Raw genomic sequence first — 20,613 nt, forward strand, 5'->3', positions numbered from 1 at the left:
TGCTTACTTCTTGCCTTTGCGGTTAACGATGAGCTGCTCGGAGTACTTGTTCTTGTTACGGGTCTTCTGACCTTTCGCGAAGATACCGTTACGGCTACGTGGGTGACCACCCGACGATTTGCCTTCGCCACCACCCATTGGGTGATCGACAGGGTTCATGGCTACACCACGAACACGTGGGCGACGACCCAACCAGCGGTTGCGGCCGGCTTTGCCCAGACGAACGTTCATGTGGTCGCCGTTGGATACCGTGCCTACCGTGGCCATGCACGTAACAAGCACCATGCGCATCTCGCCGGAAGGCAATTTCAGCGTGGCGTACTTGTCTTCGCGGGCCACCAACTGAGCGTAAGTGCCAGCCGAACGAGCCATAGCGGCACCGTTACCGGGCATCAGCTCGATGTTGTGGACGATGGTACCGAGCGGGATTTCGCGCAGCGGCAGGGCGTTGCCTACTTCGGGAGCTACACCCGAACCCGACACGACCGTAGCACCTACCTCAACGCCGGCTGGGGCGATGATGTAACGCTTCTCGCCATCGGCGTACTGAAGCAGGGCGATACGGGCCGTACGGTTCGGATCGTACTCAATCGTCTTCACCGTGGCCGGCACCGAGGCCTTGTCGCGCTTGAAGTCGATGATACGATACTTGGCTTTGTGCCCACCGCCGATGTAGCGGTTGGACATTTTGCCCGAGTTGTTGCGGCCACCGGAGTTTTTCATGGGTGCCAACAGCGACTTCTCCGGCGTCGACGTCGTAATCTCGTCGAAGGCCGGTGCAATGCGGAAGCGCTGACCCGGTGATGTTGGTCTTAGTTTTTTGAGTGCCATTACTCTTGCTTAGGAAATGCTCTTATGCAGAAAAGGGCGCAGCTTAGATGCCGCTGTAGAAGTCGATAACCTCGCCTTCCTTCACCGTCACGATGGCTTTCTTGCCATGTGCGCGGCGGCCCGATACCGAACCACCTTTGGTGAACTTGGACTTCACTTTTCCATTGGTGCGGATCGTGCTGATGCCCGTTACCGTCACGCCATAGAACTGCTCGATGTCCTTTTTGATCTGAACTTTGTTGGCGCTACGCTCTACTTCGAAAACGTATTTGCCTTGCTCGTTCAGGCCCGTGGCCTTCTCGGTCACGATGGGTTTTTTCAGCGTGCTCATTATTCAGCAGTGGTATAGAGTTGTTCCAATGCCGTCAGGCCAGCTTCCGACAGCAGCAGCGTGTCGGTGTTCAGCAGGTCGTGGGTGTTGAGCGCTACGGGCGTCGACACTTTTACCTTCTGGATGTTGCGGGCCGACAGAACCACGTTCTTGTCTACTTCGCCGGTCACCAGCAGGGTCTTCTTGCCGTTGTTCAGCTTCAGACCTGCGAGGATGGAGAGGAAGTCTTTGGTCTTAGGAGCCGACAGGGAGATGTTCTCCACCAAGGCTACTTTACCGTCTTTCGCCAGCGTCGAGAGAGCCGACAGACGAGCAAGACGTTTGGTCTTTTTGTTGAGCTTGAAGCCGTAGTCGCGGGGCTCAGGACCGAAAATCCGGCCACCACCTACGAACACACCCGATTTCATCGAGCCAGCGCGGGCGCCGCCCGTGCCTTTCTGCTTCTTCAGTTTCTTGGTGGTGCCGTGCACTTCGTTGCGCTGCTTCGACTTGTGCGTGCCCTGGCGCTGGTTGGCCAGATACTGCTTCACGTCGAGGTACATCACGTGCTCGTTCGGCTCCAGACCGAAGATGGCGTCAGACAGCGTAACCTTGCGGCCGGTGTCTTCGCCTTTGATGTTATATACTGACAGTTCCATCTTCAAGGTTATTTTTCCAGGACCACGAAAGAGTTCTTGGCACCGGGAATCGAGCCGCTCACCACGATGAGGTTTTTGTCGGCTACAATGCGCATCACCTTCAGGTTCTGCACTTTCACCCGGTCGTTGCCCATGCGGCCACCCATGCGCATTCCTTTGAATACGCGCGAAGGCCACGAGCAGGCACCGATAGAACCGGGGTGACGGCCGCGGTTGTGCTGACCGTGAGTCTGGCCACCAACACCGGCGAAGTTGTAACGCTTCACAACGCCCTGGAAACCTTTGCCTTTCGACGTACCAACTACGTCAACAAATTCACCTTCCTCGAAGAGGGAAGTGTTTACTTCGCTGCCAGCAGCGAAGTTGGCTACTTCATCCGTGCGGAACTCAACGAGTTTGCGCTTAGGAGTAGTTCCGGCTTTGGCAAAATGACCCGCCAGTGCTTTGGTGGTGTTCTTTGCTTTTTTCTCGCCGTAACCGAGCTGGATGGCCGTGTAGCCGTCCGTTTCGATGGTCTTAACCTGCGTCACCACACACGGACCTGCTTCGATGAGCGTGCAGGGAATGTTCTTCCCGTCCGGAGTGAAGAGGCTTGTCATACCGATTTTTTTACCGATGATGCCAGGCATTCTGTTTGGGTTTAGTAAAAGACGCACACGAAAACGCCCGAGTGGCGTTTTCGGAATGGGAGTGCAAAGCTAGGAAATTGTTATGTTATATAATAGCTACCTTCTGAAATATTTTCAGTGTCACCGCTTTAGCCCTTCTTTCCCCCTCTCCTACCCGATACCCGCGCGGCAGAAATTGGCTTTTACCATTTCCGGGCTCTGCCATAAAGTGAAACACCCCACCGGCTCCGCAGAACCAGTGGGGTGTTTCGGTAATGAGCTGACTAAATCAGTCCTCAGACTTTGATTTCAACGTCAACGCCGCTTGGCAGCTCCAGCTTCATCAGTGCATCTACGGTTTTCGACGAAGTCGAGTAGATGTCAACGAGACGCTTGTAGGTGCAGAGCTGGAATTGCTCCCGGCTCTTCTTGTTCACGTGGGGCGAACGGAGCACGGTGAATTTTTCCTTGATGGTCGGCAAGGGAATCGGACCGCTTACGATAGCGCCCGTAGCCTTCACCGCCTTCACAATCTTCTCCGACGATTTGTCCACCAGGTTGTGGTCGTAGGATTTGAGTTTGATGCGAATCTTCTGGTTCATGTCTATTGAATGAAAGCGGTGTTAGCGAATGGCGTTGCCCTTCTGCTTGGCAATGATGCCTTCAGCAAGGTTGGTTGGTACCTGGTCGTAGTGCGAGAAGGTCAGCGAAGCCGAAGCCCGACCCGACGAGATGGTACGCAGCGTAGTTACGTAGCCAAACAGCTCCGACAGCGGAACGTCAGCCTTGATTACGTTGGCGCCACCTTTGGTGTCCATGCCTTTCATGATGCCGCGGCGACGGTTCAGGTCACCGGTTACCGAACCCGTGTACTCGTCGGGCGAAACTACTTCTACTGCCATGATTGGCTCGAGCAGTTTCGGACCAGCCTGCTTGCCAGCCTCACGGAAACCACCACGGGCAGCGAGTTCGAACGACAGGGCGTCCGAGTCAACATCGTGGTAAGAACCGTAGAACAGACGCACACGCATGCCTTCGATGGGGAAGCCAGCCAACGGACCGTTCTTCATAGCTTCTTCGAAGCCTTTCTGAACTGGTGCGATGAATTCGCGTGGGATAACACCACCGGTGATATCGTTTACGAACTCCAGACCTGGTTTCTCTGGGTCGGTCAGTTTCGGACCGAGTTCGAACACGATGTCGCCAAACTTACCACGACCACCGGTCTGCTTCTTGTAGGTTTCGCGGTGCTCTACCGACTTGGTTAGAATCTCTTTGTACGCTACCTGAGGAGCGCCCTGGTTGATTTCCACCTTGAATTCCCGACGCATACGGTCGATGATGATTTCGAGGTGAAGCTCGCCCATGCCTTTCAGTACGGTCTGGCCCGTCTCGGGGTCGGTCTGTACTACCAGCGTTGGGTCTTCCTCAACGAGTTTGGCAATAGCCATACCCATCTTGTCCATGTCGGCCTGGGTCTTAGGCTCGATGGCGTAACCGATTACCGGCTCAGGGAAGCTCATCGACTCCAGTACTACGCGCGACTTCTCGTCGGTCAGCGTGTCACCGGTTTTGATGTCTTTGAAGCCTACACCCGCAGCAATGTCACCCGCTTGGATTTTGTCAATCGGGTTCTGCTTGTTGGAGTGCATCTGCATGAGGCGCGAGATACGCTCTTTCTTGTTCGTGCGGTTGTTGTGCACGTACGAGCCAGCGTCCAGCACGCCGCTGTAGCAGCGGAAGAAGCACAGACGGCCCACGAAGGGGTCGGTAGCAATTTTGAACGCCAGGGCCGTGAAAGGCTCCGAGTTGTCGGGGTGACGCTCGATTTCTGCGCCCGTGTCGGGGTCGGTACCGATGATGGGGGGCATGTCCAGCGGCGACGGCAGGTAGGCCATTACGCCGTCCAGCATCGACTGTACACCTTTGTTTTTGAAAGCCGAGCCGCACATTACGGGCGAGAACTTCATGTCGATAACCGCTTTGCGGATTACGACCATCATTTCTTCGCGGGTGATGGAGTCCGGATCGTCGAAGAATTTCTCCATCAACGTATCGTCGTACTCAGCTACGCTTTCAACCAGCTTCTCGCGCCACTCGGCTACGGTATCCACCAGATCCTCGGGAACCGGGATTTCGTGGTACGATTTGCCTTGGGTAGCGTCGTCCCACACAATGGCTTTGCCAGTGAGCAGGTCAACTACGCCTTTGAAAGTGTCTTCAGCGCCGATTGGAATCTGCAGAGGCACGGGGTTAGCGCCCAGCTTCTCTTTGATTTCGTTTACAGCTTTGAAGAAGTCAGCACCGGCACGGTCCATCTTGTTGACGAAGCAGATGCGGGGCACCTTGTACTTGTCAGCCTGACGCCATACGGTTTCCGACTGGGGCTCGACACCGGATACGGCGCAGAACAGGGCCACAGCGCCGTCGAGCACACGCAGCGAACGTTCTACTTCTACCGTGAAGTCAACGTGGCCGGGGGTGTCGATGAGGTTGATCTTGTACTGCTTGGTGTCAGCAGTCGGATCACCCTGGGCATCGGTGGGGTAGTTCCAGAAGGTAGTAGTAGCAGCCGACGTGATGGTGATACCACGCTCCTGCTCCTGCTCCATCCAGTCCATCGTGGCGGCACCTTCGTGCACTTCCCCGATTTTATGGGTCTTACCGGTATAGTAGAGAATGCGCTCCGACGTGGTGGTTTTACCAGCATCGATGTGCGCCATAATCCCGATGTTCCGGAGGTATTGCAGATCTTTATTAACAGCCATGTCTAGTTGAATGAGTGAATGTGTGTTTGGTGAGCAGGCAGCTACCGAGGTGTGGAATTAACCAAATCAAGGGGCGGCCCATTCACTTAGGCACTCATTTATTTAGAAGCGGAAGTGCGAGAAGGCCTTGTTGGCTTCAGCCATCCGGTGCGTGTCGTCTTTTTTCTTCACGGCAGCACCTTCACCTTTTGCAGCGGCGATGATTTCGCCAGCCAGCTTGTCCTTCATGGTCTTTTCGCCACGACGACGAGCGTATTGAATCAGCCACTTCGAGCCAACAGCAATACGACGGTCAGGACGTACTTCGATCGGAACCTGGAAGGTAGCACCACCTACGCGGCGGCTCTTCACTTCTACGGTCGGCATTACGTTGTTGAGGGCTTTACGCCACATCTCCACGCCGCTTTCCTTGGTGCGCTGCTCAACAAGCTCGCAGGCATCGTAGAAAATGGTGTAGGCAAGGTTTTTCTTCCCGTCGTACATCATGTAGTTGACGAAACGGGTAACCAGCGTCTCCTTGAACTTGGGGTCGGGCAGGAGGATGCGCTTCTTTGGTTTTGACTTTCTCATGGGTGTAGAAATGAGCTGAGGCAGCGGGCAAGTGGGATAAGAACCATGTGCTATCCAGCACTGCGCGCTACCTCACTCGGTTTCAATTACTTTTTCTTCTTAGCAGGAGCGCCTTTGCCGGCTGGAGCAGCCTGGCCTGGCTTCGGACGCTTGGCACCGTACTTCGAGCGGCGCTGCGTACGGCCGTTCACACCGGCGGTGTCAAGAGCACCACGGATGATGTGGTAACGCACACCGGGAAGGTCTTTCACACGACCACCACGAATCAGCACGATGCTGTGCTCCTGCAGGTTGTGGCCTTCACCGGGAATGTAGGCGTTAACTTCTTTGCCGTTGGTGAGGCGCACACGGGCCACTTTACGCATAGCCGAGTTCGGCTTCTTAGGCGTGGTGGTGTACACACGGGTGCAAACGCCACGGCGCTGCGGGCACGAGTCAAGAGCCGGCGACTTCGACTTCGTCGTCAGCTTCTCGCGGCCTTTTCGTACTAACTGGTTGATGGTAGGCATCTACGGAATGTTTTGTCAAGGAGGGTTCTCTCCCAAAAATTAGGCTTGCAAAGGTAGAAAAGTCAGGGTGAAATAGCAAACGAGTTGGAATAGTTTGTTTTAGGTAATCATCCGGTGCGGTTTTAAGCGCCCTGCAAGCCCAAAATTCACCTTCCTGCGCCAACAGCCGCTGCCAACTGTGGCTTCCCGTTGTCCATCGGCTTCCATGGCGCACCAATTGCACCTAAAAAAGTCAGGGCTTCTATCTTCCCGATAAAAGCCCTGACCAGCGTGGTACTATTCGAATTATTACGCCTCCCCTATCTTCCCGCCGAAGCCCATCGGGTACATCGGCGAGTCGTTTTGCTGCTTGATGGGGCCTTTGGCCTGCTCGTAGCGTTCCAGGTTTTCGGCCAAAGCGGCCTGTAGGCGCTTGGCGTGCTCGGGCGTGAGGATGATGCGCGCCTTTACTCTGGCCTTGGGTACGCCCGGCATCAGCCGGATGAAATCGATAACGAACTCGCTGCTGCTGTGCGCAATCATGGCCAGGTTGGCATACTCGCCCTCGGCAATGTCTTCCGACAGCTCGATGTTGATGGCGTTCGGGTCTTGCGGCTGGGCCGCGTCGGCGTCGGGATGGTTGGGTTGGTTCATTGGAAGAGTTTACGGGAACGGCTGCCGTGTTAGTGGGCCGAATGGTTAAAACTACCGAAAAAGAAAAAGCCGGCCAGATTTCTCCGGCCGGCTTCTCTTACTTAAGCAACTACAAGCTTACTCCGAAACGGACTCGCGGCGCGAGGCACGGGCGGGGCGCTTGGTAGGCGCAGGCGTCTCGTCGGCTTTGGCGGCCTGTTGGGCCTCCAGCTCCTCTTTCGAGCCCACGATCTGACGCGTGTATTCGCGCAGACCGGTACCGGCCGGAATGAGGTGACCTACGATTACGTTCTCCTTCAGGCCCAGCAGTTCGTCGGCCTTGCCACGGATGGCGGCTTCCGACAGCACCTTGGTCGTCTCCTGGAAGGAAGCGGCCGAGATGAACGACTGGGTGCCCAGCGACGCCTGGGTGATACCCTGCAGCGTTGGACGGGATACCGAAGGCTGTGCGTCGCGCACTTCCACCAGGGCCAGGTCGCGGCGGCGCAGGCTGCTGTTCTCGTCGCGCAGGCGACGAGCCGTTACAATCTGGCCGGGCTTCAGGTTGGTCGAGTCGCCGGAGTTCGTTACCACCTTCATGTCGATGATGGTATCGTTTTCCTCCATGAACACGATTTTGTCGATAACCTGGTGCTCCAGGAACGTCGTGTCGCCGGCGTCGAGAATCACAACTTTCTGCATCATCTGGCGGACGACCACCTCGATGTGCTTATCGTTGATTTTCACACCCTGCAGGCGGTATACTTCCTGAATCTCGTTCACGAGGTATTCCTGCACGGCGCCAGGGCCCTGAATGCTCAGGATGTCGGAAGGCGTGATGGCCCCATCCGACAGCGGCGAGCCGGCGCGGATGAAGTCGTTGTCCTGCACCAGAATGTGCTTGGACAGCGGCACCATGTACTTCTTCTTAACACCGTCTTTCGACTCCACGAAGATTTCGCGGTTACCACGCTTCACCGTACCGTAGGTTACCACGCCGTCGATTTCAGCTACTACAGCTGGGTTCGAGGGGTTACGGGCTTCGAAGAGCTCCGTAACACGGGGCAGACCACCGGTGATGTCGCGGGTTTTGCCCACGGCACGCGGAATCTTGGCCAGAATCTGACCAGCCTTGATTTTCTCGCCGTTCTCGACGTTGAGGTGGGAGCCTACCGGAATGCTGTATGCTTTCTGGCCTTCCACATCCCCTTTTTTGCCGGGACGAACGATGATGGCCGGGTTCTGATCCTTGGCCTTCGATTCGATAATCACTTTCTCGCGGTGACCGGTCTGTTCGTCCGACTCCTCGCGGTAGGTGATACCCTCGGTGATGGCATCGTACTGAATGGTGCCATCAAACTCGGCCAGAATAACGGCGTTGTAGGGGTCCCAGTTGTTCAGCTCGGCGCCTTTCTCCACCTCCTGGCCTTCGTCCACGAGCAGGAACGAGCCGTACGGAACGTGGTTGGAGATGAACACCTTGCCGGTGCCTTTCTCCACGATGCGAATCTCGCCCGAACGACCCATTACCACTTTCACCATCTCGCCGTCGGCGTTGGCGGTTTCCACGGTGCGGATGTCTTCGAACTCGATTACGCCGGCAAACTTGGCTTTCAGGCTGGCTTCAACGGCAATGTTGGAAGCCGTACCACCTACGTGGAAGGTACGCAGCGTGAGCTGGGTACCAGGCTCGCCGATGGACTGCGCAGCAATTACGCCAACAGCCTCGCCTTTCTGCACCATGCGGCCCGACGACAGGTTGCGGCCGTAGCACTTAGCGCAGATACCACGCTTGCTTTCGCAGGTCAGTACCGAACGAATTTCCACCGACTCGATGCTAGTAGCATCGATACGACGGGTGATGTCCTCGGTGATTTCCGTACCGGCCGTCAGAATTACTTCGTCGGTCAGCGGATCCACGATGTCGTGAACAGCTACGCGGCCCAGGATACGCTCGGCCAGCGGCTCTACCACGTCCTCGTTGTCTTTCAACGCGAAGGTTTCGATGCCACGCAGCGTGCCGCAGTCGTTTTCGTTTACGATTACGTCCTGCGATACGTCTACCAGACGACGCGTCAGGTAGCCGGCGTCAGCCGTCTTCAGAGCGGTGTCGGCCAGACCCTTACGGGCACCGTGGGTCGAGATGAAGTACTCGATTACATCGAGGCCTTCTTTGAAGTTCGACAGAATCGGGTTTTCGATAATCTCGCCTACCGAACCCTGCAGCGACTTCTGCGGCTTCGCCATCAGACCCCGCATACCGCCGAGCTGACGAATCTGCTCGCGCGAACCACGGGCACCGGAGTGCATCATCATGTAAATCGAGTTGAAGCCCTGATCTTCTTTTTCAAGACGACCCATGAGGGTTTCAGTGATTTGGTTGTTGATGCGGGTCCAGATGTCGATAACCTGGTTGTAACGCTCGTTGTCGGTAATCAGACCCATCTGGTAGTTCTGAGTAACGGCCTTCACGTCGTTCTGCGCTTGCAGAACCAGGGCATCCTTCTCTTTCGGAATCTGGATGTCGCCCAGACCCATCGACAGACCACCTTTGTAAGCCGACTGGAAGCCCAGCGTCTTGATGTCGTCGAGGAACTGTGCGGTGCGGGCCATACCGGTCCGCTTGAACACCATCGAAATGATCTGCTGCAGCTTTTTCTTGGTCAGCAGCTCATCCACGAAACCTACTTCGGTTGGTACGAGCTGGTTGAACAGCACGCGGCCGGCTACCGTCTCGATGATCTTCGTTACGAGGTTATCGTCCTCGTCGCGAACCTGCGTGCGCACTTTGATGTAGGCGTGCTTCGACAGCTGACCTTCGTTGATGGCAATCACCACCTCTTCGTCGGAGTAGAAGATGCGGCCTTCGCCCTGGATCTTCTCGTCGTCGGTGCTGCGCTTGCCTTTGGTTACGTAGTACAGACCCAGAACCATGTCCTGCGACGGTACCGCAATCGGGGCGCCGTTGGCTGGGTTCAGGATGTTGTGCGACGCCAGCATGAGCATGGAGGCTTCCAGGATAGCGGCCGGTCCCAGGGGAACGTGCACAGCCATCTGGTCACCGTCAAAGTCAGCGTTGAAGGCCGTACAAACGAGCGGGTGCAGCTGGATAGCCTTGCCCTCGATGAGGCGCGGCTGGAACGCCTGGATACCCAGACGGTGAAGCGTAGGAGCCCGGTTCAGGAGCACTGGGTGGCCTTTCAGCACGTTCTCCAGGATATCCCATACGACGGCGTCCTTGCGGTCCACAATCTTCTTAGCCGATTTCACCGTCTTCACGATGCCACGCTCGATGAGCTTGCGGATGATGAACGGCTTGAACAGTTCGGCCGCCATGTTCTTGGGCAGACCGCACTCGTGCAGCTTCAGTTCAGGACCTACCACGATTACCGAACGACCCGAGTAGTCGACACGCTTACCGAGCAGGTTCTGACGGAAGCGGCCCTGCTTGCCTTTCAGCATGTCGGACAGCGACTTCAGGGCGCGGTTGCCTTCAGCGCGCACGGCATTCACCTTACGCGAGTTGTCGAACAGCGAATCCACAGCTTCCTGCAACATGCGCTTTTCGTTCCGCAGAATCACCTCGGGAGCCTTGATTTCGATCAGGCGCTTGAGGCGGTTGTTGCGGATGATGACGCGACGGTACAGGTCGTTCAGGTCGGAGGTAGCGAAACGGCCACCGTCCAGTGGAACGAGCGGGCGCAGTTCCGGTGGAATCACCGGCACCATGCGGATAACCATCCACTCAGGCTTGTTCTCGATGCGGGTCGAGGCGTCGCGGAACGCTTCCACTACGCGCAGACGCTTCAACGCTTCAGCCTTACGCTGCTGCGAAGTCTCGTGAGCGGCAGAGTCACGCAGCGAGTAGCTCAGTTCGTCCAGGTTGATGCGCTCCAACAGGAGATGCAGGGCATCGGCACCCATGCGGGCGATGAACTTGTTGGGGTCCTCGTTCGGCAGCATCTGGTTCTCCCGGGGGAGCTTGTCGATGATGTCGAGGTATTCGTCTTCGGTGAGGAAGTCGAGCTGCTGCACGCCTTCGTCGCCTAATACGCCAGGCTGTACAACTACGTACCGCTCGTAATAGATGATTTGGTCGAGCTTCTTGGTGGGCAGGCCCAGCAGGTAGCCGATTTTATTGGGCAGGGACTTGAAGTACCAGATGTGCGCAACGGGCACCACCAGTTCGATGTGGCCCATCCGCTCCCGGCGTACTTTCTTCTCGGTCACCTCCACGCCGCAACGGTCGCAGATGATGCCTTTGTAGCGAATCCGCTTGTATTTGCCGCAGTGGCATTCCCAGTCCTTCACGGGACCGAAAATCCGCTCGCAAAACAGGCCGCCCATCTCGGGCTTGTACGTCCGGTAGTTGATCGTCTCGGGTTTCACAACCTCACCGTTCGACCGCTCCAGGATGGATTCGGGCGAGGCCAGCGAAATGGTGACTTTCGAGAAGTCCTGTACCAGTTTCTTGTTTTTTGCAAACGCCATGTAGGGTAGCTGTTGTTAGCTGGTGGCTTTTTTCTGTCCGTTGGTTCCGCCCATCTTAAGAGGGGTCGGAAAGAACGTAACAGTTCGACTCTGCGAAAAGTGCTCTGCGGGTCGGATAGGTACGCCGCGCAGTAGTTCTTCGCCAGGTCTGGTAATCGGGCGACTCAGCAGGCTGAGTCAGGGTTGCGGCCAGTTGCCGCCGGAGGTTGATGCCGTTCTGACCATATCTCGGAACGACGCCGGCAGCGGCTGTTATCGGTTGCCCGAACCGCGGGTACTCTCTATAAGCAAGACTTGAAAAGTGGCTGCCGATACGTGCGTACCAGCAGCCACTATTGTCAAACCTTAGTCAAGCGTGATTTCCAGGGCCAGACCACGTAGCTCATGGATGAGTACGTTGAACGACTCAGGGATATTCGGCTTGGGCAGCACGTCGCCTTTTACAATGGCTTCGTACGCTTTGGCGCGGCCTACCACGTCATCCGACTTCACGGTGAGGATTTCCTGCAGCACGTTGGAAGCACCGAAGGCCTCCAGTGCCCACACTTCCATCTCACCGAAGCGCTGACCACCGAACTGGGCTTTACCACCCAGCGGCTGCTGCGTGATGAGCGAGTACGGTCCGATAGAACGGGCGTGCATCTTGTCATCCACCAGGTGACCCAGTTTCAGCATGTAGATAACACCCACTGTTACCGGCTGGTCGAAACGCTGGCCGGTGAGGCCGTCGTGCAGGTACGCGCGGCCGAAGGTCGGCAGCCCGGCTTCCGTCAGTTCCTTCGATACTTCCTCTTCGGTAGCACCGTCGAAAATCGGGGTAGCGTAGGTGCGGCCCAGCTTCAGGCCGGCCCAGCCCAGTACCGTCTCGTAAATCTGACCGATGTTCATCCGGCTTGGTACACCCAGCGGGTTGAGCACGATGTCCATCGGAGTGCCGTCGGGCAGGAAAGGCATGTCCTCATCGCGCACGATGCGGGCTACTACCCCTTTGTTACCGTGACGACCAGCCATCTTGTCACCCACCTTCAGCTTGCGCTTCTTGGCGATGTACACTTTGGCCAGCTGTACGATACCGGCGGGCAGCTCGTCGCCAACCTCCAGCGTAAACCGGTCACGCTTGAAGCGGGCCGTGATGGTGTTGCGCTTCTTGGCGTAGTTTTTCACCAGCTGCGCTACCATGGTGTTCACACGGGCATCGGCAGTCCAGCCTTCCAGCACGAGGTCTTTGAACATGTTCACCTCCTCGGGCACGGCGTAGTTGCTCTCGTCCTTATAGGGGTTCTTCTCGGGGAACAGCGCTTCCGTGATGTTCTTCTTCCCGAATTTCACACCCTTGGTCAGGATTTCGTCGCCGAACTTATGCTTGATACCCTGGGAGGTTTTGCCTTCCAGGAGCTGAATCAGCTTCTCAATCATAATGGACTTGATGCCGCGGAGCTCCTTGGCGTACGAGTCCTTCAGCTCTTCCACTTCCTTCTTCGACTTGGCCCGCAGGTTTTTGTCTTTTTTCGGACGCGAGAACAGCTTAGTACCGATAACCACACCCTGCAGGGACGGTGGCGCCTTAAGGGAGGCATCCTTCACGTCGCCGGCTTTGTCGCCGAAGATGGCGCGGAGCAGCTTCTCTTCCGGAGTCGGGTCGGTTTCGCCCTTTGGCGTAATCTTACCGATCAGGATGTCGCCTTCCCGCACCTCAGCGCCCAGACGGATGATACCGTTGTCGTCGAGGTTGCGCACGGCTTCTTCGCTTACGTTCGGAATCTCCGAGGTCAGCTCTTCTTCGCCGCGCTTGGTTTCGCGCACTTCCAGCTCAAACTCCTCAATGTGAATCGAGGTGAAGATGTCGTCGCGCACTACTTTCTCCGAGATGACAATAGCATCCTCGAAGTTGTAGCCCTGCCACGGCATGAACGCCACCTGCATGTTCCTGCCCAGAGCCAGCTCACCTTTGTTGGTGCCGTAGCCTTCGCACAGCACCTGGCCTTTCACCACCCGCTCACCGTTCTTCACGAGCGGCGTCAGGTTGATGCAGGTGTCCTGGTTGGTACGACGGAATTTGATCAGGTCGTAGGAAATCTTCTCAGCGTCGAAGCTCACGAGGATGTCGTCTTCCGTCAGGTCGTATTTCACGACGATGCGGTTGGCATCTACGTAGTCGATTACGCCGTTGCCTTCAGCTACTACCAGCGTGCGCGAGTCGGTAGCTACGCGGCCTTCCAGACCGGTGCCCACAATCGGAGCCTCGGCTTTCAGCAGCGGAACTGCCTGGCGCTGCATGTTCGAGCCCATCAGTGCCCGGTTAGCATCGTCGTGCTCCAGGAACGGAATCAGTGAAGCAGCTACCGATACAATCTGGTTCGGGGCTACGTCCATGTAGCTGTACTCGTCCGGACCAACCACGGGGAAGTCACCCTCGAAACGGCCTTTTACCAAGTCGTTGATGAAGTTGCCTTCGTCGTCGATCCGGGCGTTGGCCTGCGCGATGTGGTGGGTGTCTTCTTCCTCAGCGGTCAGGTACTTCACGTGCTCGGTAGTATCCACCTTGCCGTTCTCTACCGTACGGTAAGGCGTCTCGATGAAGCCCATCGAGTTAACCCGGGCGTGCACACACAGCGACGAAATCAGACCGATGTTCGGGCCTTCTGGCGTTTCGATGGTGCAGAGGCGGCCGTAGTGCGTGTAGTGAACGTCACGTACTTCGAAGCCAGCCCGCTCGCGCGACAGACCTCCCGGCCCCAGTGCCGATACGCGACGCTTGTGCGTCACCTCGGCCAGTGGGTTGGTCTGGTCCATGAACTGCGACAGCTGGTTGGTGCCGAAGAACGAGTTGATAACCGACGACAGCGTCCGGGCGTTGATCAGATCAACCGGCTTGAAGTCCTCGTTGTCACGCACGTTCATGCGCTCCTTGATGGTACGCGCCATGCGGGCCAGGCCCACGCCGAACTGGGCATAGAGCTGCTCGCCCACGGTGCGCACGCGGCGGTTGCTCAAGTGGTCAATGTCATCGACAATGGCCTTCGAGTTGATCAGACCGATCAGGTATTTCACGATGAGGACGATGTCCTCATTGGTCAGTACGCGGGCGTCCCAACCAGTGTCAATACCCAGTTTCTTATTGATACGGTAGCGGCCTACGTCCCCGAGGTCGTAGCGCTTATCCGAGAAGAATAGCTTTTGGATGATGTCGCGGGCCGTCTCTTCGTCGGGAGCCTCCGTGTTCCGGAGCTGACGATAGATTTGCTCCACGGCTTCTTTCTCCGAGTTGGAGTTGTCCTTCTGCAGCGTGTTGTAAATGATTGCGTAGTCGGCAATGTTTACGTTCTCGCGGTGCAGAATCACCGACTTGGCCCCGGCGTTCAGGATCGTGTCAATGTCCTCCTCCTCGATAGTAGAGTCGCGCTCCAACAGTACCTCGTTCCGGTCGATGGAAACCACCTCCCCGGTGTCCTCGTCCACGAAGTCTTCCGTCCAGGTGCGGAGCACCCGGGCGGCAAGCTTGCGGCCGACGGCTTTCTTGAGATTCTTTTTATCGGCCTTCACTTCCTCCGACAGCCCGAACAGGTCGAGAATGTCTTTGTCGGTGCCGTAGCCGATGGCGCGCAGCAGCGTCGTAACCGGGAATTTCTTCTTCCGGTCGATGTACGCGTACATCACGTTGTTCACGTCCGTGGCAAACTCAATCCACGAGCCTTTAAACGGGATGATCCGGGCCGAGTACAGCTTGGTACCGTTCGTGTGCTTGCTCTGAGCGAAGAATACGCCCGGCGAACGGTGCAGCTGCGATACGATAACGCGCTCAGCGCCGTTGATAACGAACGAGCCCTTTTCGGTCATGTAGGGAATGTTCCCTAGGAACACTTCCTGCTCAATCGTTTCGAAATCCTCGTTGTCCGAGTCATTGCAGACCAAGCGCAACTTGGCTTTCAGCGGAACCGAGTACGTGAGGCCGCGGTCAATGCACTCGTCAACCGAGTACTTGGGCGGGTCAACGTGGTAATCGAGGAAGGTCAGCACGAAGTTTTCGCGCGAGTCCGAAATCGGAAAGTTTTCGGCGAATACTTTGAACAGACCCTCATCGGTACGGTTCTCGGCAGCCGTTTCCAACTGGAAGAAATCCATGAACGAGCGAACCTGCACGTCCAGGAAATCCGGATACTCAATAACCTTTTTAATCTTGGCGAAGTTGATCCGCTCGTCAGCAGCTTGCAGCTTTTGCAGACCTGACTGTGCTTTCGGTGTAGCCAATGTATGTGGGGTTAGGAAATGGACACTGGGAGAATCCGGTACAGGGCCACCACAGGGCAGTGGCCTTGAAAAATTTCAAAAGTTGCGGGCGCACGAAAGCGCAAAGCAGAACCTTGCGCTTGTGGCGTCCGTAGGCACGAAAAGCCGCAAAGCGGCGTGCAAACGAACTTCCGGCTAGTTTGTTGCCTACAAACAGGAAAAGACCTGGCTTAGTTGCCAGGCCTCTCCATATTTGCTGGTTTTAAGAGCAGGCAGCAGAAATTACTTAACTTCTACTTCAGCGCCGGCTTCTTCCAGTTGCTTCTTCAGCGACTCAGCTTCATCCTTAGCAACACCTTCTTTCAGTGGCTTAGGAGCGCCGTCAACCAGTTCTTTGGCTTCTTTCAGGCCCAGACCGGTCAGGTCTTTCACCAGCTTCACAACAGCCAGTTTCTGGCCACCGGCAGCTTTCAGGATCACGTCGAACGTGGTTTTCTCCTCAGGAGCGTCAGCAGCGGCAGCGCCACCACCGGCCATCATTACGGGAGCAGCAGCAGCGGGCTCGATGCCGTACTCGTCCTTCAGGATGGTAGCCAGTTCGTTTACTTCTTTTACCGTCAGGCTAACGAGCTGCTCGGCGAATGCTTTCAAATCTGCCATTTCTGTAGATTGTTAAAAAGGGGGTTGTTGGAGGAAATTGAAGTTGAAAAAGATGAGCAGCGGTTAGCCTGCAACCTCTTCTTTTTCGGAAAGCGTTTTGAGGATACCAGCCAGTTTGTTGCCGCCGCTCGACAGAGCAGAAATAACATTCTTGGCAGGCGACTGGAGCAGACCGATAACGTCACCGATAAGCTCGTTTTTGCCTTTCAGCGTGCTCAGCGTGCTCAGTTGGCTAGCGCCAACGTACACACCAGCATCAATGTAGGCACCTTTGAAGGCGGGCTTAGGCTCTACGTTCTTGCCGTAGTTCTGCGCCTTGTAGAAGTCTTGCAGCAGTTTGGCAGGAGCGTTACCCGACTCTTTCGAGAACAGGATGCCCGACTGGCCAACCAACGCCGCGTCCATCTCCGACGTGTCGCCACCGAGGGTGTCGAGTGCCTTGCGGATGAACGTGTTCTTGTAGACTTTGAACTCCAGGCCGCGGTTGAAGCACAGGCGACGGAATTCGTTGATTTTCGCCACCGACATTCCCGAAGCATCGGCAATGTAGAACGCGTTGTGCGATTGGAACTTCTCGCTCAACTCGTCGACGAGGGCTTGTTTTTCTTCCCGGATCATATCGTCGTGTTGATTTAAATTATGCGGAAGTTACCGACGTGTCAACCGGAACAGCAGGCGACATCGTGCTCGAGAGCGTGATGCTCTTGATGTACGTGCCTTTAGCCGAAGAAGGCTTCAGACGAATCAGAGTCTGAATTACTTCGATGGCGTTTTCAGCCAGCTTCTGGTCATCGAACGACACTTTACCAACCGAGCAGTGAATGATACCGGTTTTGTCAACTTTGAAGTCGATTTTACCAGCTTTCACTTCCTGCACCGCTTTGGCTACGTCCGTCGTTACCGTACCCGACTTCGGGTTAGGCATCAGGCCACGGGGACCGAGCACGCGGCCCAGACGACCCACTTTAGCCATTACGGCCGGCATGGTGATGATAACGTCGATGTCAGTCCAGCCTTTTTCGATCTTGGCGATATAGTCGTCCAGACCAACGTAGTCAGCACCAGCTGCAGTAGCTTCGGCTTCTTTGTCGGGCGTAACGAGGGCCAGAACACGAACGGTTTTGCCGGTACCGTGGGGCAGCGTAGCTACGCCACGTACCATTTGATCGGCTTTGCGGGGATCCACGCCCAGACGAACGTCGATATCTACCGAGGCGTCAAATTTGGTATAGGTGATGTCCTTTACCACTTTGGCCGCTTCTACCAGATTCCGAACTTCGGTCAGGTCATGCTTAGCAAGGGCTTCCTTGCGCTTTTTGCTTACTTGTGCCATGTCTACTCCGTCGTTAGATTATTCAGCGAAAGGAGAAGTGCCCGACACAGTGATGCCCATGCTGCGAGCCGTACCGGCTACTTGCAGCATTGCCGACTCCACTTTGAAAGCATTCAGGTCTGGCATCTTCGTTTCAGCGATGGTGCGCACCTGGTCCCACGACACGGAACCTACCTTGTTACGGTTAGGCTCTTTCGAACCGCTCTGGAGCTTGGCAGCCTCCATCAGGAGAACCGGCACCGGAGGGGTCTTCACAACGAAGTCAAACGACTTGTCGGTGTACATGGTGATGAGTACAGGACAAACTTGGCCGGCCTTATCCTGGGTGCGAGCATTGAACTGCTTGCAGAATTCCATGATGTTAAGGCCTTTGCTACCAAGTGCAGGTCCAACCGGCGGCGCAGGGTTTGCGGCGCCTCCCTTTATCTGAAGCTTCAGATAACCTCTAATTTCCTTGGCCATTTGGTTTGTAAGGCTTCGGGCGCTGCATCGTAACACGCATTGCCCTCAGTTTTTTGATTGCTCCGAAGTGGAAGCACCACCGGTCCGGAGCGGATAACCGATGACGTTTGCTTGGCAGTAGGTGAAACTTGAGCTAGAGACAGTCAGAGGCGTGGCATCCAACTGTCCCTAGCTCAAGTTCGCTCTATCTACTATGACTCTTTTTCGACCTGCGTGTAGCTCAGCTCCATGGGCGTGCTACGGCCGAATATTTTCACGATTACGTTGAGCTTCTTACGCTCTTCGAAAACTTCCGAAACAGTACCAAGCATGCCGGCGAAACCACCGTCGACGATTTTCACCAGCTCGTTTACTAAGAATGGCGTTTCGAGTGTGGCCGTCTGCTCTTCTGCTTCGTCTACAATGCCGAGGATATTGTTTACCTCCGACAGACGCAGCGGAATTGGCTTGGTGTTCTGGTTGGCAGCCTTGCCTTCTTTGTCGCTCAGGAAACCCAATACACCAGGCGTGCTGGTAATAATGTGGTCAACTTCACCGTGCGACAGATCGGCGTGGATGATGATGTAGCCGGGATACAGATTCCGCTCCCGTACGCGCTTCTTACCGTTGCGCATCTCATACACCTTCTCGGCCGGAATCAGTACCTGAGGTACCAGATCAGAAAGACCGTGCCGGCCAATTTCCGTTTCGAGATAGGTCTTGGCCTTTTTCTCCTGTCCGCTCACCGAGCGGACCACATACCATTTCAACTCTCCCATCTTCGCTGCCGATTAACGGAATGAGTTGTAAAACGCTTCCAGACCAGTTTTAAAAGCCACGTCCATCAACCCAACAACAGCAGCGAATACCAGCGAACCGATGAGCACTAGGCCAGCGCTCTTCTGGAGTTCCTCGAAGGAAGGCCACGTTACCTTGTAGCGCATCTCCTCGACGGTGTCGCGGAAGTAATTCGGTTTCTTGTCCATTGCTCGTCGCCTGGTTAGTGGCTTCTGATTACTCGCAGGCTGCGGACCTAGCAACCTGTATTCAATGCACGGGCGGAGAGATTCGAACTCCCATCAAAGGTTTTGGAGACCTCTATTCTACCCTTGAACTACGCCCGTGTATGCGTCCGTCACCAGCTTGCTACTGGATTGGGACTGCAAATGTATGGAACTCTCTTTACAAAACAAATCCGCCTCTGAAAAAATCAGAGGCGGATTGCATTGATTTCCTAAAATCTAGGGAAAACTACTCGGTGATTTCGGTTACCTGACCGGCACCTACCGTACGACCACCCTCACGGATAGCGAAACGCAGGCCTTTTTCCATAGCTACCGAGTTGATCAGCTCAACCGAGATAGTTACGTTGTCGCCGGGCATTACCATTTCTACGCCTTCGCCCAGCGTGATGATGCCGGTTACGTCGGTGGTGCGGAAATAGAACTGAGGACGGTAGTTGTTGAAGAACGGCGTGTGACGGCCACCTTCCTCTTTCGACAGCACGTACACCTCAGCTTTGAACTTGGTGTGGGGCTTAACCGAACCTGGCTTGCAGATAACCATACCACGACGGATGGCTTCTTTCTCAATACCACGGAGCAGCAGACCTACGTTGTCGCCAGCTTCACCACGGTCAAGGATTTTGCGGAACATCTCAACGCCCGTTACGGTCGACTTGAGGTTCTCAGCACCCATACCGAGGATTTCAACTTGCTCACCCGAGTTGATGATACCACGCTCGATACGGCCGGTTGCTACCGTACCACGACCCGTGATAGAGAATACGTCCTCTACTGGCATCAGGAAGGGCAGGTCGGTCAGACGAGCTGGGATTGGAATGTAGCTATCTACAGCAGCCATCAGCTCTTCGATCTTGGGAACCCAAGTAGCGTCGCCGTTCAGGCCACCCAGAGCCGAGCCCTGAATAACTGGAATGTTGTCGCCGTCGAAGTCGTAGAACGAAAGCAGCTCACGGATTTCCATTTCCACCAGCTCGAGGAGCTCGGGGTCATCCACCATGTCCACTTTGTTCATGAACACTACCAACTGAGGAACACCTACCTGGCGAGCGAGCAGGATGTGCTCACGCGTCTGAGGCATTGGGCCGTCAGTAGCAGCTACCACGAGGATAGCACCGTCCATCTGGGCAGCACCCGTTACCATGTTCTTCACATAGTCAGCGTGACCGGGGCAGTCAACGTGAGCGTAGTGACGGTTTTCGGTAGCGTATTCTACGTGCGAGGTGTTGATCGTGATACCACGCTCTTTTTCTTCGGGAGCGTTGTCGATCGACGAGAAGTCACGCTTGGCGGCCAAACCTTTGTTCGCCAGTACCATGGTGATAGCAGCGGTCAGGGTGGTTTTGCCGTGGTCGACGTGCCCGATCGTACCGATGTTCACGTGCGGCTTGGAACGATCAAAATTTTCTTTGGCCATTGTAAGTGAGATTAAAGAACTGTGTTGTGAGGAGGAAAACGCGACTTGCTTATACTGAAAGAAAGCGAAACGCAGCTCCGCTTAGTGGGGACTGCACGTCGCTTTTCTTTTCAGACTGGCCCAAACAGAGCAGCCGCGCTGCACCGCCGGTATAA

18 protein-coding genes and 1 tRNA gene are annotated in these 20,613 nt (G+C 55.7%); all 19 read right to left on the minus strand.

Going from position 1 to position 20,613, the window contains the following annotated elements; translation table 11 throughout:
• Window positions 1-3 precede the first annotated feature (3 nt).
• Window positions 4-831, minus strand: coding sequence for a 50S ribosomal protein L2 (gene rplB / locus O9Z63_RS14100; protein ID WP_044016024.1), 828 nt, complete (start codon window positions 829-831; stop codon window positions 4-6).
• 43 nt (window positions 832-874) lie between these two features.
• Window positions 875-1,162 (minus strand): 50S ribosomal protein L23, encoded by a 288-nt coding sequence (rplW, locus tag O9Z63_RS14105; RefSeq protein WP_044016022.1) that lies wholly within the window; start codon window positions 1,160-1,162, stop codon window positions 875-877.
• Window positions 1,162-1,800 carry a 50S ribosomal protein L4 gene (gene rplD, locus O9Z63_RS14110; RefSeq protein WP_044018638.1) on the minus strand — a complete coding sequence of 213 codons (639 nt, stop codon included), beginning with the start codon at window positions 1,798-1,800 and terminating at the stop codon, window positions 1,162-1,164. Before rplD ends, rplW begins: the two co-directional genes overlap by 1 nt.
• An 8-nt stretch (window positions 1,801-1,808) precedes the next feature.
• Window positions 1,809-2,429: a 50S ribosomal protein L3 gene (rplC, locus tag O9Z63_RS14115; RefSeq protein ID WP_044016020.1), complete on the minus strand. Its 621-nt coding sequence runs from the start codon at window positions 2,427-2,429 to the stop codon at window positions 1,809-1,811.
• Window positions 2,430-2,704: 275 nt separating this feature from the next.
• Complete coding sequence (gene rpsJ / locus O9Z63_RS14120) at window positions 2,705-3,010, minus strand: 30S ribosomal protein S10 (protein WP_044016018.1); 306 nt, start codon at window positions 3,008-3,010, stop codon at window positions 2,705-2,707.
• A 21-nt stretch (window positions 3,011-3,031) separates the two neighbouring features.
• A complete protein-coding gene (gene fusA, locus O9Z63_RS14125; protein ID WP_044016017.1) occupies window positions 3,032-5,176 on the minus strand; it encodes an elongation factor G in 2,145 nt (714 codons plus the stop codon).
• 102 nt (window positions 5,177-5,278) lie between these two features.
• Window positions 5,279-5,746 carry a 30S ribosomal protein S7 gene (gene rpsG, locus O9Z63_RS14130; RefSeq protein ID WP_044016015.1) on the minus strand — a complete coding sequence of 156 codons (468 nt, stop codon included), beginning with the start codon at window positions 5,744-5,746 and terminating at the stop codon, window positions 5,279-5,281.
• 86 nt (window positions 5,747-5,832) lie between these two features.
• Window positions 5,833-6,255: a 30S ribosomal protein S12 gene (gene rpsL, locus O9Z63_RS14135; protein WP_044003259.1), complete on the minus strand. Its 423-nt coding sequence runs from the start codon at window positions 6,253-6,255 to the stop codon at window positions 5,833-5,835.
• A gap of 288 nt (window positions 6,256-6,543) precedes the next feature.
• The gene (locus O9Z63_RS14140; protein WP_270125911.1) at window positions 6,544-6,888 is read right to left on the minus strand and encodes a DUF3467 domain-containing protein; all 345 of its coding nucleotides are present in this window, start codon (window positions 6,886-6,888) and stop codon (window positions 6,544-6,546) included.
• Window positions 6,889-7,005: 117 nt separating this feature from the next.
• Window positions 7,006-11,358: a DNA-directed RNA polymerase subunit beta' gene (rpoC, locus tag O9Z63_RS14145; RefSeq protein ID WP_270125912.1), complete on the minus strand. Its 4,353-nt coding sequence runs from the start codon at window positions 11,356-11,358 to the stop codon at window positions 7,006-7,008.
• 345 nt (window positions 11,359-11,703) lie between these two features.
• Entirely contained in the window at window positions 11,704-15,579 is a 3,876-nt protein-coding gene (gene rpoB / locus O9Z63_RS14150) for a DNA-directed RNA polymerase subunit beta (protein WP_270129274.1), read from the minus strand.
• A 288-nt stretch (window positions 15,580-15,867) separates the two neighbouring features.
• Window positions 15,868-16,245: a 50S ribosomal protein L7/L12 gene (gene rplL / locus O9Z63_RS14155; protein WP_044016009.1), complete on the minus strand. Its 378-nt coding sequence runs from the start codon at window positions 16,243-16,245 to the stop codon at window positions 15,868-15,870.
• 63 nt (window positions 16,246-16,308) lie between these two features.
• Window positions 16,309-16,863 (minus strand): 50S ribosomal protein L10, encoded by a 555-nt coding sequence (gene rplJ / locus O9Z63_RS14160; protein WP_044016007.1) that lies wholly within the window; start codon window positions 16,861-16,863, stop codon window positions 16,309-16,311.
• A 19-nt stretch (window positions 16,864-16,882) separates the two neighbouring features.
• Complete coding sequence (gene rplA / locus O9Z63_RS14165) at window positions 16,883-17,578, minus strand: 50S ribosomal protein L1 (RefSeq protein WP_044016005.1); 696 nt, start codon at window positions 17,576-17,578, stop codon at window positions 16,883-16,885.
• Between the two features lie 18 nt (window positions 17,579-17,596).
• Complete coding sequence (gene rplK, locus O9Z63_RS14170; RefSeq protein ID WP_022822113.1) at window positions 17,597-18,040, minus strand: 50S ribosomal protein L11; 444 nt, start codon at window positions 18,038-18,040, stop codon at window positions 17,597-17,599.
• A gap of 191 nt (window positions 18,041-18,231) precedes the next feature.
• A complete protein-coding gene (nusG, locus tag O9Z63_RS14175) occupies window positions 18,232-18,798 on the minus strand; it encodes a transcription termination/antitermination protein NusG (RefSeq protein WP_270125913.1) in 567 nt (188 codons plus the stop codon).
• A gap of 12 nt (window positions 18,799-18,810) precedes the next feature.
• Complete coding sequence (secE, locus tag O9Z63_RS14180; protein ID WP_044016001.1) at window positions 18,811-19,005, minus strand: preprotein translocase subunit SecE; 195 nt, start codon at window positions 19,003-19,005, stop codon at window positions 18,811-18,813.
• A gap of 67 nt (window positions 19,006-19,072) precedes the next feature.
• Window positions 19,073-19,143, minus strand: a tRNA-Trp gene (locus O9Z63_RS14185).
• 127 nt (window positions 19,144-19,270) lie between these two features.
• Window positions 19,271-20,458 carry an elongation factor Tu gene (tuf, locus tag O9Z63_RS14190; protein WP_044015999.1) on the minus strand — a complete coding sequence of 396 codons (1,188 nt, stop codon included), beginning with the start codon at window positions 20,456-20,458 and terminating at the stop codon, window positions 19,271-19,273.
• Window positions 20,459-20,613 lie beyond the last annotated feature (155 nt).

This window comes from Hymenobacter yonginensis, assembly GCF_027625995.1.
Taxonomy (GTDB): Bacteria; Bacteroidota; Bacteroidia; order Cytophagales; family Hymenobacteraceae; genus Hymenobacter; species Hymenobacter yonginensis.

What these genes read in the sequence shown, in the direction of transcription:
- rplB (WP_044016024.1), bottom strand. Translation starts at nt 831, where the DNA reads ATGGCACTCAAAAAACTAAGACCAACATCACCGGGTCAGCGCTTCCGC.
- rplW (WP_044016022.1), bottom strand. Translation starts at nt 1,162, where the DNA reads ATGAGCACGCTGAAAAAACCCATCGTGACCGAGAAGGCCACGGGCCTG.
- rplD (WP_044018638.1), bottom strand. Translation starts at nt 1,800, where the DNA reads ATGGAACTGTCAGTATATAACATCAAAGGCGAAGACACCGGCCGCAAG.
- rplC (WP_044016020.1), bottom strand. Translation starts at nt 2,429, where the DNA reads ATGCCTGGCATCATCGGTAAAAAAATCGGTATGACAAGCCTCTTCACT.
- rpsJ (WP_044016018.1), bottom strand. Translation starts at nt 3,010, where the DNA reads ATGAACCAGAAGATTCGCATCAAACTCAAATCCTACGACCACAACCTG.
- fusA (WP_044016017.1), bottom strand. Translation starts at nt 5,176, where the DNA reads ATGGCTGTTAATAAAGATCTGCAATACCTCCGGAACATCGGGATTATG.
- rpsG (WP_044016015.1), bottom strand. Translation starts at nt 5,746, where the DNA reads ATGAGAAAGTCAAAACCAAAGAAGCGCATCCTCCTGCCCGACCCCAAG.
- rpsL (WP_044003259.1), bottom strand. Translation starts at nt 6,255, where the DNA reads ATGCCTACCATCAACCAGTTAGTACGAAAAGGCCGCGAGAAGCTGACG.
- O9Z63_RS14140 (WP_270125911.1), bottom strand. Translation starts at nt 6,888, where the DNA reads ATGAACCAACCCAACCATCCCGACGCCGACGCGGCCCAGCCGCAAGAC.
- rpoC (WP_270125912.1), bottom strand. Translation starts at nt 11,358, where the DNA reads ATGGCGTTTGCAAAAAACAAGAAACTGGTACAGGACTTCTCGAAAGTC.
- rplL (WP_044016009.1), bottom strand. Translation starts at nt 16,245, where the DNA reads ATGGCAGATTTGAAAGCATTCGCCGAGCAGCTCGTTAGCCTGACGGTA.
- rplJ (WP_044016007.1), bottom strand. Translation starts at nt 16,863, where the DNA reads ATGATCCGGGAAGAAAAACAAGCCCTCGTCGACGAGTTGAGCGAGAAG.
- rplA (WP_044016005.1), bottom strand. Translation starts at nt 17,578, where the DNA reads ATGGCACAAGTAAGCAAAAAGCGCAAGGAAGCCCTTGCTAAGCATGAC.
- rplK (WP_022822113.1), bottom strand. Translation starts at nt 18,040, where the DNA reads ATGGCCAAGGAAATTAGAGGTTATCTGAAGCTTCAGATAAAGGGAGGC.
- nusG (WP_270125913.1), bottom strand. Translation starts at nt 18,798, where the DNA reads ATGGGAGAGTTGAAATGGTATGTGGTCCGCTCGGTGAGCGGACAGGAG.
- secE (WP_044016001.1), bottom strand. Translation starts at nt 19,005, where the DNA reads ATGGACAAGAAACCGAATTACTTCCGCGACACCGTCGAGGAGATGCGC.
- tuf (WP_044015999.1), bottom strand. Translation starts at nt 20,458, where the DNA reads ATGGCCAAAGAAAATTTTGATCGTTCCAAGCCGCACGTGAACATCGGT.